At 39.5% G+C, this 16,792-nt stretch carries 12 protein-coding genes; 9 read left to right on the plus strand and 3 right to left on the minus strand.

What is annotated here, in order from left to right; all coding sequences use genetic code 11:
* Nucleotides 1–126 precede the first annotated feature (126 nt).
* From AOM43_RS01490 to AOM43_RS01515, 6 genes are read left to right on the plus strand one after another with little or no spacing between them, the layout of a single operon-like run.
* A complete protein-coding gene (locus AOM43_RS01490; protein WP_013924625.1) occupies nucleotides 127–1,494 on the plus strand; it encodes a UDP-N-acetylmuramoyl-tripeptide--D-alanyl-D-alanine ligase in 1,368 nt (455 codons plus the stop codon).
* A 12-nt stretch (nucleotides 1,495–1,506) separates the two neighbouring features.
* The gene (gene mraY / locus AOM43_RS01495) at nucleotides 1,507–2,727 is read left to right on the plus strand and encodes a phospho-N-acetylmuramoyl-pentapeptide-transferase (RefSeq protein ID WP_013924624.1); all 1,221 of its coding nucleotides are present in this window, start codon (nucleotides 1,507–1,509) and stop codon (nucleotides 2,725–2,727) included.
* An 11-nt stretch (nucleotides 2,728–2,738) separates the two neighbouring features.
* Nucleotides 2,739–4,088 (plus strand): UDP-N-acetylmuramoyl-L-alanine--D-glutamate ligase, encoded by a 1,350-nt coding sequence (murD, locus tag AOM43_RS01500; RefSeq protein ID WP_059358736.1) that lies wholly within the window; start codon nucleotides 2,739–2,741, stop codon nucleotides 4,086–4,088.
* Nucleotides 4,089–4,100: 12 nt separating this feature from the next.
* Nucleotides 4,101–4,799: a muramidase family protein gene (locus AOM43_RS01505; protein ID WP_006341825.1), complete on the plus strand. Its 699-nt coding sequence runs from the start codon at nucleotides 4,101–4,103 to the stop codon at nucleotides 4,797–4,799.
* Between the two features lie 3 nt (nucleotides 4,800–4,802).
* A complete protein-coding gene (ftsW, locus tag AOM43_RS01510) occupies nucleotides 4,803–5,954 on the plus strand; it encodes a putative lipid II flippase FtsW (RefSeq protein WP_013924621.1) in 1,152 nt (383 codons plus the stop codon).
* A gap of 27 nt (nucleotides 5,955–5,981) precedes the next feature.
* Nucleotides 5,982–7,160 carry a glycosyltransferase family protein gene (locus AOM43_RS01515; RefSeq protein ID WP_006341827.1) on the plus strand — a complete coding sequence of 393 codons (1,179 nt, stop codon included), beginning with the start codon at nucleotides 5,982–5,984 and terminating at the stop codon, nucleotides 7,158–7,160.
* Nucleotides 7,161–7,194: 34 nt separating this feature from the next.
* Here the strand turns inward: AOM43_RS01515 and cdd are convergent, their stop codons facing one another.
* Nucleotides 7,195–8,088: a cytidine deaminase gene (gene cdd, locus AOM43_RS01520; RefSeq protein ID WP_059358739.1), complete on the minus strand. Its 894-nt coding sequence runs from the start codon at nucleotides 8,086–8,088 to the stop codon at nucleotides 7,195–7,197.
* 201 nt (nucleotides 8,089–8,289) lie between these two features.
* Between cdd and AOM43_RS01525 the strand changes: the two genes are divergently transcribed.
* The 3 genes from AOM43_RS01525 to AOM43_RS01535 all read left to right on the plus strand — a co-directional run bounded on the left by AOM43_RS01525 (nucleotide 8,290) and on the right by AOM43_RS01535 (nucleotide 12,813).
* Nucleotides 8,290–9,519, plus strand: a complete 1,230-nt coding sequence (locus AOM43_RS01525) for a hypothetical protein (RefSeq protein WP_226987355.1) — start codon at nucleotides 8,290–8,292, stop codon at nucleotides 9,517–9,519.
* 3 nt (nucleotides 9,520–9,522) lie between these two features.
* Nucleotides 9,523–11,322: a TIGR02452 family protein gene (locus AOM43_RS01530; RefSeq protein ID WP_059358744.1), complete on the plus strand. Its 1,800-nt coding sequence runs from the start codon at nucleotides 9,523–9,525 to the stop codon at nucleotides 11,320–11,322.
* A gap of 153 nt (nucleotides 11,323–11,475) precedes the next feature.
* Nucleotides 11,476–12,813, plus strand: coding sequence for a hypothetical protein (locus AOM43_RS01535; protein WP_059358746.1), 1,338 nt, complete (start codon nucleotides 11,476–11,478; stop codon nucleotides 12,811–12,813).
* A 56-nt stretch (nucleotides 12,814–12,869) separates the two neighbouring features.
* On the opposite strand, the gene topA is transcribed toward AOM43_RS01535, so the two are convergent.
* Nucleotides 12,870–15,464, minus strand: a complete 2,595-nt coding sequence (gene topA / locus AOM43_RS01540) for a type I DNA topoisomerase (protein ID WP_006341833.1) — start codon at nucleotides 15,462–15,464, stop codon at nucleotides 12,870–12,872.
* 34 nt (nucleotides 15,465–15,498) lie between these two features.
* Nucleotides 15,499–16,461 (minus strand): DNA-processing protein DprA, encoded by a 963-nt coding sequence (gene dprA, locus AOM43_RS01545; RefSeq protein WP_059358748.1) that lies wholly within the window; start codon nucleotides 16,459–16,461, stop codon nucleotides 15,499–15,501.
* Nucleotides 16,462–16,792: the final 331 nt, after the last annotated feature.

Consider the following 16,792-nt stretch of genomic DNA (forward strand, 5'->3'; position numbering starts at 1 on the left):
TTGGAGGTTGCATGAATCATTTCCTTATTTAATTTTTTATCCATCATAACGCATCTCTATTTTTGCAAACAACACCTTGCTTTTGTGTGAGAAAATCGATTAATCTACGCTTTACAAGGAGATTTTATGTCTGTAAACAGACTCACCTTCCATGAAATTTGTCAGATCTTAAATAGTCCCGTGTTTCCTGCAGAAATTGATTCGTTTACACCTTCTGTTGTCGTGGACAGTCGTTTGCTGCAAAAAAATGATCTTTTTATTGCGCTTCCAGGTGAAAAAACGGATGGACATCATTTTTTAAATGAAGTGGAAAAAAAAGGAGCCGCTGCTGCCATTGTTTCAAACGATTTTCTTCGTCAAAACAAAACAAATTTTCACATGCCCATCCTTGGTGTTGACGATGTTTTAGAAGCTCTACAAAAATTAGCTCAAGAGTATTTAAAACAACGGCAAGTCAAAATTGTCGCCATCACGGGATCTGTTGGTAAAACAACCACTAAACACTTACTTTTTCAGCTTCTCCAAAAGCATTTCTCCGTGGCTTTTTCTCCAGGTAATCAAAATTCCCAGATTGGACTCCCCCTGAGCATATTAAATCACTATCACGGACACGAAGATGTTTTGATTTTAGAGATGGGGATGACAGCTCAAGGCCACATCCAAAAACTCATTGAAATCGCCCCTCCTGACATAGCCATTGTCACAGCCCTTGAACTTGTGCATGTCGCTGGAGTCCACTCACTAGAAAATATTGCACATGCAAAAAGAGAAATCCTGACACATCCAAAAACAATGCTAGGCCTTATTCCATCTGAAATTCCTTTTTATGCACTTTTGCATGAAACTGGAACTTGCCGCAAACAATCCTTTTCCACCCTTTCCATACAAGCCGATTACTGCTTGCATGAACAAGATCAACATCTGCAAATTCGAGATTCGCAAGGATTAAGTCCTTTATTGCCCCGTTTGCCTTTTCTGGGAAAGCATAATCAACATAACTTTCTCGCAGCCATCTCTGCTTGTCGAGCACTTGGAATGACCTGGTCTGATATTCAGCAAGTGATTCCTACACTGACACTTCCGGAAAGACGCTTAGAACAGGTCATAAAAAAAGGTATTCTTTTTATTAACGATAGTTATAATGCAGCCTTGACTTCTGTAAAAGCTGCTTTGGATGCACTACCTCCTCCCCTTCAATTTTCTGGCAAAAGAATTGGTGTCATTGGTGAAATGGTGGAACTCGGAACTTTTTCAGAAGCCTGCCATAGAGAAGTAGGAATTCTTTCGTTAGCCAAACTCGACCTAATGATCTGCTATGGGGATGGCTGCTTGCCTATTGAAGAGGTATGGAAGAAACACAACAAACCTGTTCATCTCACGCTAACTTTCGAACAGGTTATCGCCGAACTTAAGCAGCATGTTCTCCCTGGAGATGTCGTTTTATTGAAAGGTTCTAATAAAAAACAATTATGGAAAGTTTTAGAGTATTTTTAGCGGAGCCCCAACATGCTGCTATTCACCATCGATTTTTTTAGAGAATTTTTGGGAATTAAAATTCCCATGGTTTTTACTTATACATCTACCCGGATGATTCTTGCTGCCATCACATCGCTGATTATTTGCATTTTTCTGGGTCCACGCTTCATAAAAAAACTCTACGAACTAAAAATTGGACAGTCTATCCGCACGGACGAATGCCCCCATTTAGGCGTGTTACATCAAAAAAAAAAAGACACCCCAACTATGGGGGGGCTTTTGATCCTATTTTCCATGATTGTTTCGTTGCTTTTGTGGATGAAGCTAACGCACATTTTTACTCTTATTTTAATCATCACAACCCTCCTTTTAGGTTTTTTAGGCGGATGGGATGACTACCTCAAACTGAAATATAAAAATAGCAAGGGATTATCGAGTAAAAAAAAATTTCTCTACCAGGTGCTTATTTCAGCATTACTCCCTCTATATTTATTGAGCCCTACATTAAATGCAGCAACTCCATTTAAACGGTGGTTTGATCCCCCTATCGTGAAAGAACAAACTGTTTCTAAGAATGCTCAAGAAGAAAAACTGATTGCTCAGGTTTCTTTGAAAGAATACGCTACACGCTTTTACATCCCCTTTTTTAAAGATCCTGTTTTGACATTTTCAGGCTTTATGACTATCTTAGCTGCCTTATTTATGATTTTTGTGGTAACAGGTGCATCAAATGCCGTCAATTTAACCGATGGCTTAGATGGACTCGCGGCTGGATGTCTCATCATGGTTGCCGGATGTTTAGCTTTAATCGCCTTCGTATCAAACAATATTGATTTAGCCAGCTACCTCAATATTCTTTATATTGAAGGAAGTGGCGAAATTGCCATTTATTTATCTGCCTTAGCAGGGGCGTGCTTAGGATTTCTATGGTACAATAGCTATCCAGCTCAAGTTTTCATGGGAGACACAGGTTCTCTAGCCTTAGGTGGCATCCTAGGTGTTTGTGCAATTTTACTAAAAAAAGAAATGTTGTTAGGTATCATCGGCGGCATTTTCGTAGCAGAAACGCTTTCTGTCATTTTACAGGTGGGAAGCTTTAAACTTCGCAACAAAAAGCGGATCTTTTTATGCACGCCTCTTCACCACCATTTCGAATTTAAGGGCTGGCCAGAAACCAAAGTTGTGATCCGTTTTTGGATTGTGGGTCTTCTTTTGGCTATTGTAGGAATCGCTTCTTTAAAATTTCAATAAGATGAATCCCGATGCAACCTACCTACTTCAATAAACCGATTCTGATTGTTGGACTTGGCATTAGTGGTCTTGCCGCTGCACGCTTTCTCCTGACCCAAAAAGCACTCGTTTGGGCTATCGATCAAAATAAAGATAAGTTGAGAAAACGTTCCGACATCCAAATTCTGGAATCTCAAGGACTTCAATTTGTCGCCGAAAAAGATCTTCCTCCTCTAGAAACATTCCTTCTGGTCGTGACATCTCCTGGCGTTCCTCTTACTCATCCTGTGCTTCAGTTAGCCCAAGCCAAAAACATCAAAATCTTAGGAGAGATAGAATTAGCCTTTCGCTCTCTCAGAAATAAGCTCATTGGCATAACAGGAACGAATGGGAAAACAACGGTCACTCTACTCTTGACTCATCTTTTAAATTACGCAGGAATCCCTGCAAAAGCTGTTGGAAATGTAGGAGAGCCTCTTTCTGCAGAAATTACTTGTTCTTCCGAAACTGTTTTGGTGGTTGAGCTTAGCTCTTTTCAACTCGATACGCTTCAATCTCGCCAACTCGACATGGGAGTCATTTTAAACATTACCCCTGATCACCTAGATCGCTACGCATCTATGGAAGATTATGCCCTCTCTAAAATGAAGATAAAATCTTGCATTAAAGAAGGGGCTCCGCTTTACATGGAAGAAAAAGCCTTTCAAAATTACGGGTTTTTACAAGCAAATTTCCCATGTCATCTTTATGGTTATTCCCACAACTGTCATTTGATGAGTGATCAGCAGTACCTATTTTTAAATAAAAATATTGACTCCATTTTGCCTGTAGAGTATAGAGGGACTAAAAGTCATAGACTAGAAAATTTGATGGCTGCTTATGGTTTGTGCCGAGAAATGGGTATCGATGCAACATTGTTTTGGGAAGGAGTTTCGACCTTCAACACACCTCCCCATCGAATTGAAAAAGTCGCCATTTTCAAGGATGTTTCATATTATAATGACAGCAAAGGAACCAATATCGATGCTGTGATGCGAGCCATAGAAACAATTGAAGGACCCATCATTTTGATCGCTGGAGGGGTCGATAAAGGAACTGATTTTTCTCCTTGGATTTCTGCCTTTGCCAATAAAGTGAAGCACATTTGCGTCATTGGGCAAGCAAGCGAAAAATTAGATCGCACTTTATCAAAAAGTTTTAACGTTGTGCGCTGCCAAAATATGCACGATGCTGTAAAACATGCATCCTCTCTTGCATATCCAGGAGATAATGTGCTATTATCCCCAGGGTGCGCAAGTTATGACATGTTTGAAAATTATGCACATCGTGGAAAGACATTTAGAGAAGCTGTGAATGCTTTAGCTAGTATTCAAAACACTTAAAGGGGAAACGCAATGAATCGAAGAGACACTATCATCATTGCCGTATTAATTAATTCGGGTTTACTCGCAATTTTATTTATGATGGCCATCCATCCCGATGATGCCTCAACCTACGCACCTTCTTCGCTTCCGTTAGCAGTTGCTCCTAAAGTGGAAGAGGAACCCTCTCATTATGCTTCTTCTAACATTTCTTATGTGCAAACAATCCCAACAGATGAAGTAGACAATGCCATAAAAGCGTTTGTAGACTCACCTTCACACGAAATTGCGCTTGCAGAAACACCGACGCCCCTTCTTCCTGTAAATGAATCACAAACAACCATTTCTAGCGACGGTTACACAGAAATTAAGGTTAAGCGCGGAGACTTCCTAGAAAAAATCGCACGTACACATGGCACAACCATCAAAGCGATTATGAAAGCAAATGGTCTTTCTAGTGAGCGATTGAATGTGGGACAGACTCTACGCATTCCTCCCGCAACCCGCCCCATTGAAACGATCATGGAAGCACCTAAGCCTGCGGCACCACAAGAAAAGCCAAGTTCCTCTGCGAGTGATGAAAGCTCCTATTACATCGTTCAGCGCGGTGACAATCCTTGGAAAATTGCGAAAAAATTTCAGGTCCGTTTTGAAGACCTACTTATCTTGAATGATTTAGATGAAGAGAAAGCACGAAACTTAAAAGTTGGGGATAAACTGCGGGTTCGTTAACTTATGCGCTTGCTTTTACTCCTTTGCACGTCTCTGATTTTCACATTTGGATTGATCATGATTTTTAGCACAACTTCTGCGGAAGTTCTAGATCATGATCTCCAACGTAGTACCCACCAAGCTTTAATCCGTCAAATGGCTTATTCAACCGCAGGGTTTGCTCTTGCCTTTGGAGTATGGAAAGTTGGCTATCACCGCTTTTTAAAATATAGCCCTCTTCTATTAGCATTATTCTCTTTTTTTTTGGTGATCACCTTAATTCCTGGGATAGGACGTGAAGTCAATGGATCACGCCGCTGGTTAGCTATTGGAGGCCTAACTTTTCAACCTTCTGAGTTTGTCAAGTACATTCTTCCAGCCTTCTTTATCGAAAGACTCATGGCCCTTGATCGGCAAGCTCTTTCCCTAAAAGACCTCCTAAAATTAGCCACAATCTGTGCCATTCCGATTTTATTAATTTTAGTCGAACCCAACAATGGAACAGCTGCCGTAATTGGACTCACACTGATCGCGCTTTGCCTTGTCACACGCATTCCCGTTAAATACTGGGCCCTTCCTCTTATCTGTTTATCTCTCATTGCGATTGGTTCTGCCTATCATCTTTCTTATGTATCCGCTCGACTAAAAGTCTATTTAGATCCCAGTTTTGATTTACAAGGAAAAGGACACCAGCCTCACCAAGCAAAAATTGCAGCAGGATCAGGAAAGCTATTTGGAAAAGGACCTGGAAATAGCTGGCAAAAGTTAAGCTACCTTCCAGAAGCCCAAAATGACTACATTGCCGCCATTTTTGCGGAAGAATTCGGCTTTATTGGTATGCTAGGCCTTATCTTGCTCTACATGTTTTTAGCCTATCTAGGCTTTGCCATTGCAAATCAAGCGCAAGATTTTGTGGGGTTTTATTTTGGATCTGCTGTAACATTTTTAATCTGTTTTCAGGCTTTTTTAAATTTAGGCGTTGTTTCAGGCTTGGTTCCCAGCACAGGTCTTAATCTTCCCCTTTTCAGCCAGGGAGGCACCTCTTTAATCGCAAATTTGATGGGAATCGCTCTCCTCTACAGTATTTCAACCCCTGCGACTCAGTCAAACATCTCTACAAGCCCATTTTCTGAAAAACCTTTATCTCGAAATCCAAATCGGTTACATTCCTTTTAAATATAGATTAACCTTTCAGGAGTCATTATGTTGTCGAGAATTTGCCTTTTAACAAATTACAACCTCTATGAATCTAAGCGTCATTTTACTCAAAAATTTGCAGAAGCACTGAATCGCCATCATATTGAAACAAAAATTATTGATGCCAATGAAGGACCTATTGGAGCTGATATTATCTCAGCTATTCAACGTTTTGACCCGCACCTGACTTGCTCGTTCAATAGCATGATGCCCTTGTCGCAGAACCGTTATTTGTGGGACCTATTAGAAACACCCCACCTTTCTATTCTCGTAGATCCTGCTATTTACTCGGTTAGCTTGACAAGTAGCCCCTACTCCATTCTTTCATGTGTGGATCGAAATGATGTCTCTTCGATGAAAGAATATAATTTTGACAGAATTTTCTTTTGGCCACATGCTGTCGAAAAAGAGCTTGGCTCTGAACCCGAGCAAAAAAAAGAATTCGATGTCGTCTTTCTTGGAAGTTGCTATGACTACGAAAGTTTAAGAGCCTCTTGGCGGCAGCGCAATCCAGATGCTCTGAATGTTGTGCTCGACGATGCCATTGACATTGTGCTTTCCAATAATCAAATCTCTTTGGCTGATGCCCTTGTAGATGCTTGGAACCGCTCATCTTACAATCCAGAAGGGGTCGATTTTACCACTTTATTCTACTACCTTGATATGTATACACGCGGAAAAGATCGGGTTGAACTCATCCGCTCAATCAAAGATGTTCCTGTCCATATTTTTGGAGAGCTTTCACAAGACAACGCGGTAGGCGTATTAGGATGGCAGCAGTATCTTGCCAATCAATCCAATGTGACCATCCACCCGTCTGTTCCTTTTTCACAATCGTTTGACATTCTGAGAAAAAGTAAAATTAGCCTTAATAGCATGCCTTTCTTCCGTGATGGAACACATGAAAGAGTCTTTACAAGTCTCTGCTGCGGCGCCGTTCCCATTACAAGTGAAAGCACCTATTTACGTGAAACCTTCAAAGATGGAAAAGAGCTTTTCTACTACCAATCAAAACATTGGAATGAGGTCAACGACAAAATTCATACCATCCTTGCCGATGAACCTAAGCGTCAAGCAATCTGTGAGCAGGGAAGAGAACTCGTCATGCGCGATCACACATGGGACAAAAGAGCCGAACAGCTCAAGATCGCGATTGAACCCTTTCTAGAAAAACTTCTCAAATAGAGATAAGCCCCTCAAAATGAGGGGTCTTCTTTCCTTAGTTTATTTTTTCAACTTTGAAAACTGCATGTGGAGCGATTTTTTTCAGAAGTAGTTCTGTCATGACAACTTGGCTAATCACAGCATCAGCTTTTTCTACCAAGATGACTTCTTTGATATCATCATAACTATGCATATCAGCCAAAAGCGCTACCAAAGCTGCTTGAAAAGGGGAAAGGCTTGGATTAAAAGCTGCGTTCTCCAAATAAGATCCTCGGTAAATATTCCCATCCTGTGTCTGAATAGCGATCCCTGAAAATGCCTGGCTATAGGGCGCATAGGAACTATTCGCTGCCAAAATTGCATTTGCTCTTACCGAACAATCTGCATCGAGACATTTGTTTTCTGCTTGAGTCATTAATCCCCCAGAAACACCTAGATCTTTTGGACCGAAAGATTCAGGAAGCAAAGCAGCTAGCTCCATAGGAGGACGATTAAGAATCCAGACTTGCATTTTCTCTGAACCAATTTCGGTTAAAAATTGTCTGCAATGTCCACAAGGAGCAGCAGAAACAGCGATCGCCACCAACCCCTCTTCTCCATGATTGCGTGCATTCACAATCAAAAATTGCTCTCCATGCACGGTTTGGTTTAAAGGAAACCCTGGAAACTCTAAATTAACTCCGAGGTACAGATTGCCATTTTTCCCTAACCCCACAGCTCCCACTTGAAAATGTGAAATAGAAGGCCGTGCAAAAGGTTTTGCGATTGAAATCAATCGCAACATCAATTCTTCTTTGCTGATATTTAATTCATGTGTAATTTGATCAACTTTTTCTGCCGGAATAACAAAACGATTGGATACATCTAATTCGGATAAAAAATTTGATGTAAATGCAAAAGACTGCACTAAGCTAAATAGACAAAAGATCGATAAGAATAACTTTCTCATTTATTGCCTGCTCCATTTGTGAATTTAATTTTTTTGAATACCAATTTTACGAGGCTGTGCGAAAAGGTAAACAAAAACAAAAATTTAAAGCAAGAAACAAATTTTCTGACCCCAACCTTTAAATCAATTAACCGTAAAACCATTCTAGTAGAAGCTTTTATTTTTCCTGTGTTATAATAAGTCTAAATTATGGAGGTTTTTATGGTTAGTAAAATTTCGAATAGAGAATGGAATGAAAGTGACATACAAAAAGTTCTAGAGGGACTTGCAAATCCACCTGCTGCAAGGGCAACATGGATACGCAGAGATTTGACTTTAAAAAATCCAAATCTTGCGCAACGCGCCCTTTGGAAGATTGCCAAACACAGTGCTTTTTTACGCCGCCTATTTTTTTCAGTAGACTATCAAGTTTCACATGATCACTTAGAAAAAATTAAAGCTAAAGTATTAAATGATTCACCCCAAATTCCTCTCTATAATCGGGCCATTCAAACGTTCAACTCCTTTGTCCCAAAAACCTATGTGCTTTCTTCGTTGGATGAGTCTCTACCCACTAGCACCCCTCTCCCAAAAGCTGAAGAAGTGAAAACCCCTCCAACGCAAAAAAATTATTATTTTGACGTTTTACAAAAATTTGAGGAACAGTACATTCCTCTCGATCCTATCCCTATTAATCGAAATTGGGGGATAAATCTTTTTAGGGAACAAGTCATTTGTTTTAAGAAAAATATTCCTGCTTTTTTATGGTTCCTGGAAAAAACTCCTCATCATTCAGAAATCGCTTTTACTATTGGTTTTGGAGGAAGGGCTCGTTCAAAACAAGAAACCCGTACAGATCAATTTTGGCCCGAACCATTGCTCCATGCTTTAAACCAAAATAAGTCCATTATGAATGTGCTCATTGATACCCATGGGCGGTCATGTTCTCCAAATGATCTGACGGCAATGCTTCTAGATCGAGCCCGTCCCATCCCCGCTTCATTTTGGCAAAATCTTGCGCAAAATGTCGATATTCCTCAATTCAGTTGCGGAATTCCGAGTGAGGAAGATTTAAAAGAAAAAGAAAATTTATCAAGCGCTCAAAAAGAGGTCTCCTTTAGTTGGGAAAGTCAACAGCAGATTGATGAATTTAGGCAAAAATGGTGTGATTTCAATTTACGCTGTTTGGAAGCAGGAAAGAAAGTTTACATTGGATGGTATGTCAATTCGCGGCCTGATCCATGGATCATCAATTTTTACAATGCACATCAAGAAAAATACCAAAATCAGCTTTTCTTTCTAGTCGGTAGCCAAGATTTTGGATGCATCCCGAAAGGTCAATATTCACAAGAAGAAATTAATAAAGCGCGAGATTTTTATGATGCGCAAGATGACGAACATCTGAACGCATACAGTGATCGCTATACTTTTGTCAAAAATGGGAGATTTTAATCTGTGGTTTCTATCAGTTCTTTAGGATGGAATCTTGAAACATTCAAAAATACACTAGATCCTCTAAATAATTTTGAGCTCAAGGCTCAAAAAACGATCATTAAACAACATTTAGCTCCTAAAGATTTGAATATCCTTCAACGCGGACTTTGGGCTCTTGCTAAGCACTCACATGTCTTAAGACGATTTCTTTTTGGTGTGCATGTAAAAAAGGATGTTAAACTCATCAAAAATATGGGTGCATATCTTCAAAGAAATCCGAATCCTGAGCTTTTAGACTCTTATAAGAAAACGATTGAACAATTTAATCTTTTTCTAGCGGGTATTGGCAAAAATACCTTCAAAAAATATGAGGTTCAGCTTCCCCTATCCCCGTTTAAGAAATCTGAAAAGGCTCTTTTTGATTTTCTAGATTCCAATAAAAAAAATTTTGGCAGCACACCTCACCGACAAAACTTGCGGATCGAACGTATCAAGCATGATTTTGCAAACTCGGATTCATTTAACGCATTTGTTGATCGGATGAGTGCGCAACCAAATCCAATTCTAAAAGAAAAAATTGGAGAAATTGCCCAATTTTTAGATAAACAAATGCGGGGATATAAGGATCCTGATCAACGCAGTTTTCCTCCTATTTTGGCTAGAAATTTACAACGCAATCCTGACATGTATGCAAAAATGCCTGTTGCAAAAAATCTGCGTCATTCCCCTCTGCATTGCTCTAAAAACAGATTTACACATTTATATGATTCTATCTCAAGCATTGAGCATTATAAACAAGAATTCTTCCATGCTTACCCCAGAAAAATTCAAATAACAAATGACTTTTATCTCTTTGATATTCTCGATGTACAATTTCAAAATTTAGCTCTTAGGCTAACTGATTCTCTGAGCTTAAACGATCTTAGAAATCCTACTGATACAGCAACTTTGCATCTTATTCGGGCTAGAAACTATGCGATTGCCACGCGAGATGAAATCTATTGGAATGGGAGACTTATTCCCTCTCATCGCCAAGATTTGTTGCTGAACAAGGCTCAGGAACTAGAGACAAATTTGCACTCATTAACTCTTTGGGATTGGGCTGGATTTTCAGATGACTATTTTGATCATACACCAGGCCCTTTTGCCACAATCATTCAGGTGACCCAGGAAGATACACAGACAGCTATTCAAAGACTTGCTCAAATCGTTCCTGATTCACGAAAAATCGCATGGGTCAATATGGCAAATGCACATCGAACTGGGGGCGGATTTCAAAAAGGGGATAAAGCTCAGGAAGAAATGATCATCACCCATTGCGATGCAATTGGTATTTTGGCGGCAGTTTCAGGAATTGAAAGTGACGGAAGAATGGGCTATGATGACCAGTGGCATATTCCTCCGGGAGGAAATTACTTTCATCAAACCACGTTTTTCACTACTGATGTGCTGATCACATGTAATAGCATCGTGCATGCTTTTGCAGATTTCAGAAAACAATATCCTGAATCTGAATTTTCAGACTTTAAAGCCAAAAGAAAAGACCTTTTAGATATCCGCTCAGAAGAATACGTAAAGCGGATCAAGCTTGATATGCGAGGCGTTTTGCGTACTGCCAAAGAAAAGCAGCAAGAAGTTCTTATACTCAGTGCAACAGGTTGCGGAGCGTTTGGTCACGACCCTCATGCTGAAGCTAAAGCTTGGAAGGAAGTTTTAAATGAGTCAGAATTTCGAGGCCATTTCAAGCAAGTTGTGTTTGCAATTAAACACGATACCCGAAATCCAAAAAATTTCGAGGCTTTTAATAAAGCCTTCTCTTAGAAATTCAGCCATGTGCATTTCTGCACATGGCTTAGAAATGACTTAATTTGATCGAAAAATATTTAAAAACGGTTTACTAGATTTTTTTGTCAGGAAAATGTAAAATATAGCTACATTTTTTTAAAAATATATTTATCTTAAAAGGGTTTTTTAATGACTTTTTCAATTTTTAATAGCTATGACTATAAAAATAAATCTTTTGCCCTAGCGGCTCTCGACAAATTATCTACTCCATGTCGCTTGGCATTTGGTGGAAAAAAAGTCTATGTTCTATCACAGACTTCCAAAGAGACGTCTACCTCAGCTAGAGTCGCTGCGGTGTTTTTTTCAGTTTTAATTTTTCCTATTGCTGTCATATCAATCTCCAGTCTTGTGATTAAGGCTGCGACACTCCCTTGGATTTGGCAAAAGAAAAATGTAAAAAATCAATCTAAGCAAGCAGAAGAGATGATTAAACAATTTAATGCAACAGGCACTTATGATAAAGCTATTGAAATTTTGATGAAAAGTCCAGAGATTGGAAAAAACCCTGATGTATATAAAAATTTTTCCAACATTGTTAAGACCAAAATTAATGAAAACTGCTCTTTTGAAGATATTTGCGAAGCACTTCCATTTTTTGAGGCAGTGGATGCAATGGAATTGGTTAATCAGGCTGTTGAAGTTAGATTGTCCAATGACTACCAAAATAATAGAAACTTTACAACTGCAAACTCTATCGCCAATTTCATTCAGAAAGCATCGGAAAAGAACTCCTTTAATGTTAACACCTTTTATAGAAAATTATTTACCAATGCTCTGCGACTAAATACCAATGACGACCTTATGCTTAAGGCGATAAAGATGGACATTGCAGATCCTTTGATCGAAATCTTTCTTAAAAACAATAATTCAAATTCATCTAAACCTATTTTAACTCACCGTGAAGTGAAAGTTTTATTATTTATATTAATAAAGGACTTCAACCTATTCAAAATCTTTGATACACCCGAAGAAATGAAAAAAGTTAGCGAAATTGTCCAAAACATACGCAGCATGAATCAAAAAAGATTCGAATTACTTGGTCAGCTTAAGGAACTCACAGGAGAGAACAGCAAATATTCTCAAGAAAATTGGCCAAGCATTCGTCCTGAATTCACCAAATTTCAAGCATACCTTGGTCAACTAGCTGATGATACAAATGATGAGAAAGAAAAAAAATATTTACTCTCTCTTCAGGAGTTATTTGATCATATGATTGAATTTGTCAATTCCTTTTCAGATAAGCTTTCACTCGAAGAGCTAAAAGCTTTTGAAGAAAGGATAAAAAATAGTGCGGCTGAACATGCAGAAAATACTTCAGTCCCGATTACAGACATCGCAAGCGATGACTTTCTTTTAGCATTGCATCATCGTAAGATGAAGTATATCGCTGATTTTAGTGAAGAAATGAAGATATTTTTGTTGGATAATCATGTGCAGCTTAATGAGAAGCTTGAAAAAGCATCATAGCCTTCATGTAAGAAGCCATGTGCATGTATGTGTAGGTATGCACATGGCTTTTCTTTTTATTGTTTCTTGTGAATGTGTTTGCCCAAAACTGCTGTCATTTTAAACATATCCATCGGCTCAGGTCCACCAAACACTTTGGCTAGCGTCGCATCCGGATTGATCTGTCTTTTATTGGCAGAGTCTTGCAATTGATGAGCGCGAATATAATCCCACACTTTTTTCATCACATCGCCACGTGACATTTCATTTGCACCCACAACTTGCGCGAGCTCTGGAGAAAGATCTTGCAAAGGTTGCTGTCTGGTTGACGCCTTTTTCTCCTTCGGTGCTGCTGCTTTTTTAGATGTAGTAGCCTTTTTGGTTGAAGAAGCTGCGCGTTTTTTGGTGGCTTCTTTTTTCCCTTTTCCCGCTTTCTTCACATAAGCCGTACGTGGATGATTATGGTATTTCTCTTGCAATTGAGACAGCTCATTTACAATAACGTCACATTCAGGAAACGTGGAGCAAGAGTAGAATGTTTTCCCAAAACGGGATTTACGTGCGACCATATGACCCGGACAATCAATTGCGACGCAAGCAGGCATTTCTGCCGCAGGAATCACGACTTCCCCTTTTTTAGGAATATTGACAATACCTCTACAATCTGGATACCGGGTGCATCCTAAAAATGCACCAAAACGGCCATGCCGAACTTTCATGTCAGACTGACAATCTGGACATTTTTGATCCCAGTCAAAATCTTCTGCATAATCATCTTTGTTAAAAGAGATCTCTTCAATAGGGGCCGAATAATTACAGTCAGGATAACGGGAACAACCATAGAAGTATTTCGACTTCGACCAAACTTTTTGCAACTTCGCACCGCAACTAGGGCAATCGATATCTGTCATCACTTTTGGCACAAAAGCAGACTTTTCAGCTTCTTCTAAGGTAGGAACAAATTTCAACCAAAAATCTCGAATCAATCCTTTCCAATCTTGCTGATTTTCCGCAATAAGCTCTAATCCATCTTCCATGGAAGCGGTAAATCCAACATTCATGATTTCTTGAAAATTATTTTCCAACATGTTCACGATCACCATGCCGAGTTCGGTTGGCTTTAAACGACCGCTTTCCTTGATGGTGTAATCTCGACTCTGAATCTTATTCATAATGGTCGCGTACGTAGATGGTCTTCCAATGCGACATTTTTCCAATTCTTTAACTAAAGAAGCTTCCGTAAAGCGTGGGGGTGGACGCGTAAAGGCTTGCTCGGAAGTCAACTCAATAAGCTGCAATAATTGCCCCTCTTCTAAATGCGGCAACATTCGCTCTTCATTTTTATCTTCGTCGTCTTCTTTTTCCTCATAAAGGACAAGAAAGCCTTGGAATTTCATCACAGATCCTGTCGCCCGCAGTAAAATTTCCTCTCCCGCTGAAATGTCTGCAGAAACAGTATCATAAATAGCAGGTGTCATTTGGGAAGCCACAAAACGTTTCCAAATGAGTTCGTATAGCAAAAACTGTTCGCGTGTTAGATAATCTTTCAAATGTTCTGGGGGATGCGCCAGGTTGGTTGGTCGAATCGCTTCGTGGGCATCTTGAGCACTTTTACTTGTGGAATAATTACGTGCCTCTGAAGGTAGAAAATCTTTTCCATATTTATTTAAAATAAACTGACGCGCCTCAGCTAAAGCCTCTGGAGCAATACGCACGGAGTCTGTACGCATATAAGTAATCAAACCTTCAGAACCTTCATTGCCAAGATCCACACCTTCGTACAAGGTTTGTGCGATATTCATGGTTCTAGCCGAAGAAAATCCATAGTGACGACTGGCTTCCTGTTGCAGTGTGGATGTAATAAAAGGAGGAACTGGGTTGCGTTTTTTCTCTTTGCGTTCCACTTTTACGACATAGAAAGACTGCGATTTCATCTTGGCTAAGATCGCGTCTGCTTTCTCTTTGCTGTCAATGATAACAACGTCTTTCCCCTCAATAGGTTCCTTTTCAATCCGTTTTCCTGCAATGGAATGCAGACTGGCGCGGAAATTCTTAAGCTCTTCTTTTGTCTTGAGAATGGCGGCTAAATTCCAGTATTCCACAGGTTTAAAAACTTCAATCGCTTTCTCCCGATCGACAACCATTTTTAAAGCAACTGATTGAACTCGACCAGCAGAAACAAAACCTTCTTTACCACGCTGAATCCTTCGATTTAAAATGGGCGAAATCTTATATCCCACAATCCGGTCTAATAAACGACGCGCCTGCTGTGCATTCACTAAAGCGAAATCAATTTCACGCGGGGATTCGAGCGCTTTAACTACAGCTTCTTTCGTAATCGAATTAAAGGACACCCGTTTAATTTTTGTCGAATCAGGCAAAATTTGAGTGATATGCCAAGCAATTGCTTCTCCTTCGCGGTCAGGGTCAGGAGAAAGATAGACCGTATCGACACTTTTGGCAGCCTTGCGCAAATTAGCGATGACCTTCTCTTTGTCTGGCATAATGACATACTTAGGCTCAAAGTCGTGATCAACATCGATTCCAAACTCTTTTTCAGGTAAGTCTCGAATATGCCCAATGGATGACTCAAATATATAGTTTGGTCCGAGAAATTTCTTTAAGGTTTTGATTTTCGCAGGTGACTCTACGATGATCAAGGCTTTAGCCATCTTTTTAAACTCCTATAATAATCAGGGAGAGATATCAATTTAACTTATTTTGAGACATACTTTGGCAGAAATGAGAATTCTTCACTCCTGAAAATTGCAAATCAAGCTGCTGCTCCTTAGAGCGTAACCCCTTATCCACTTGTGCCATAATATCTTTTGCACTTTTAACGGGGTGCGCTTTTCCTTCTTCAATAAGTAAATGATTTCCGCTAAAGCTATCCTCGTTAGCTCTCCCTGGAATAACCAATAATTTTTTCCCTTGTAATATCCCTTTTCGCATCGTAAGCATAGCGCCACTTACTACTGGGGCTTCTATTAAAACTACAGCTTCTGCTAGCCCGCTCACAATTCGGTTGCGTTGCGGAAAATTTTGCCGATTAGGAGGTGTCAACATCGGATATTCAGTGATCACAGCCCCTTCTCGTTCGATTAATCGCGCAAGATCTCGATTTTCATAAGGATAAAGATGAGAGAGCCCAGATCCAATAACAGCAAGCGTTTTTCCTGTTTGCAGAGCACCTTGATGAGCTGCGGTATCAACGCCTTTCGCTAGACCACTTACGACTACAATCCCTAAACGAGCAAGATCCATACCAAATGAATATGCCAGTTCCCTGCCATATTGGCTCGCTTGCCTACTTCCAATAATTGCAACTCCTTTGAATTGCTCAATCGGCCACTTTCCCTTTACATAAAGAAGAACGGGGAAGTCTGAAATCTGCAGCAATTGCTGAGGATAAGCCTGATCTGTATACGAGACTAAATACACTCCCTCTTTTGCTGCAAGCTCCAAATTGCGTTTCCAATCATCGTTTTCTTTCCATGTAGTCCAATAGGGAAGACATTTGGATTTAGTCCCCAAAATTGTCTCAATCACTTTAACTTCTGCTTCCAAAGCTGTTAACGCGGAACCGAAATACCCAATCAATAATCGAATTTTGACAGAACCAAGATAAGGAATTTGCGTTAAAATCGAAAGCGCTATGAGATCATCCACAAAATCTATTCCTTTTTTCTGTTTTTTTCTACTAGCTAAAGGATTGCGATGAATGTGCCGTTTTTTTGAACAACAATCAAGATGAATTTCACATAACGAATGATATTTTCACTGAATTTTATCGAAAAACGATATCGCAAAGAGAAGAAAATGAAACAAAAAAGCTAAAGGCAAAAACATGAAAAAAATCTTATCATAAGGAAATAGGATTTAAAGCGCAAGCCTTCGTTAAAAATTGCCAATTCGAATAAAGACAAGAATTGATATTTTTTTCGCAGAAAAATTTAGCTTAAAACCTTATCTAGCTTAATTGTTTATCAAACAGTATTTT

Source organism: Parachlamydia acanthamoebae, from assembly GCF_000875975.1.
Lineage (GTDB): Bacteria > Chlamydiota > Chlamydiia > Chlamydiales > Parachlamydiaceae > Parachlamydia > Parachlamydia acanthamoebae.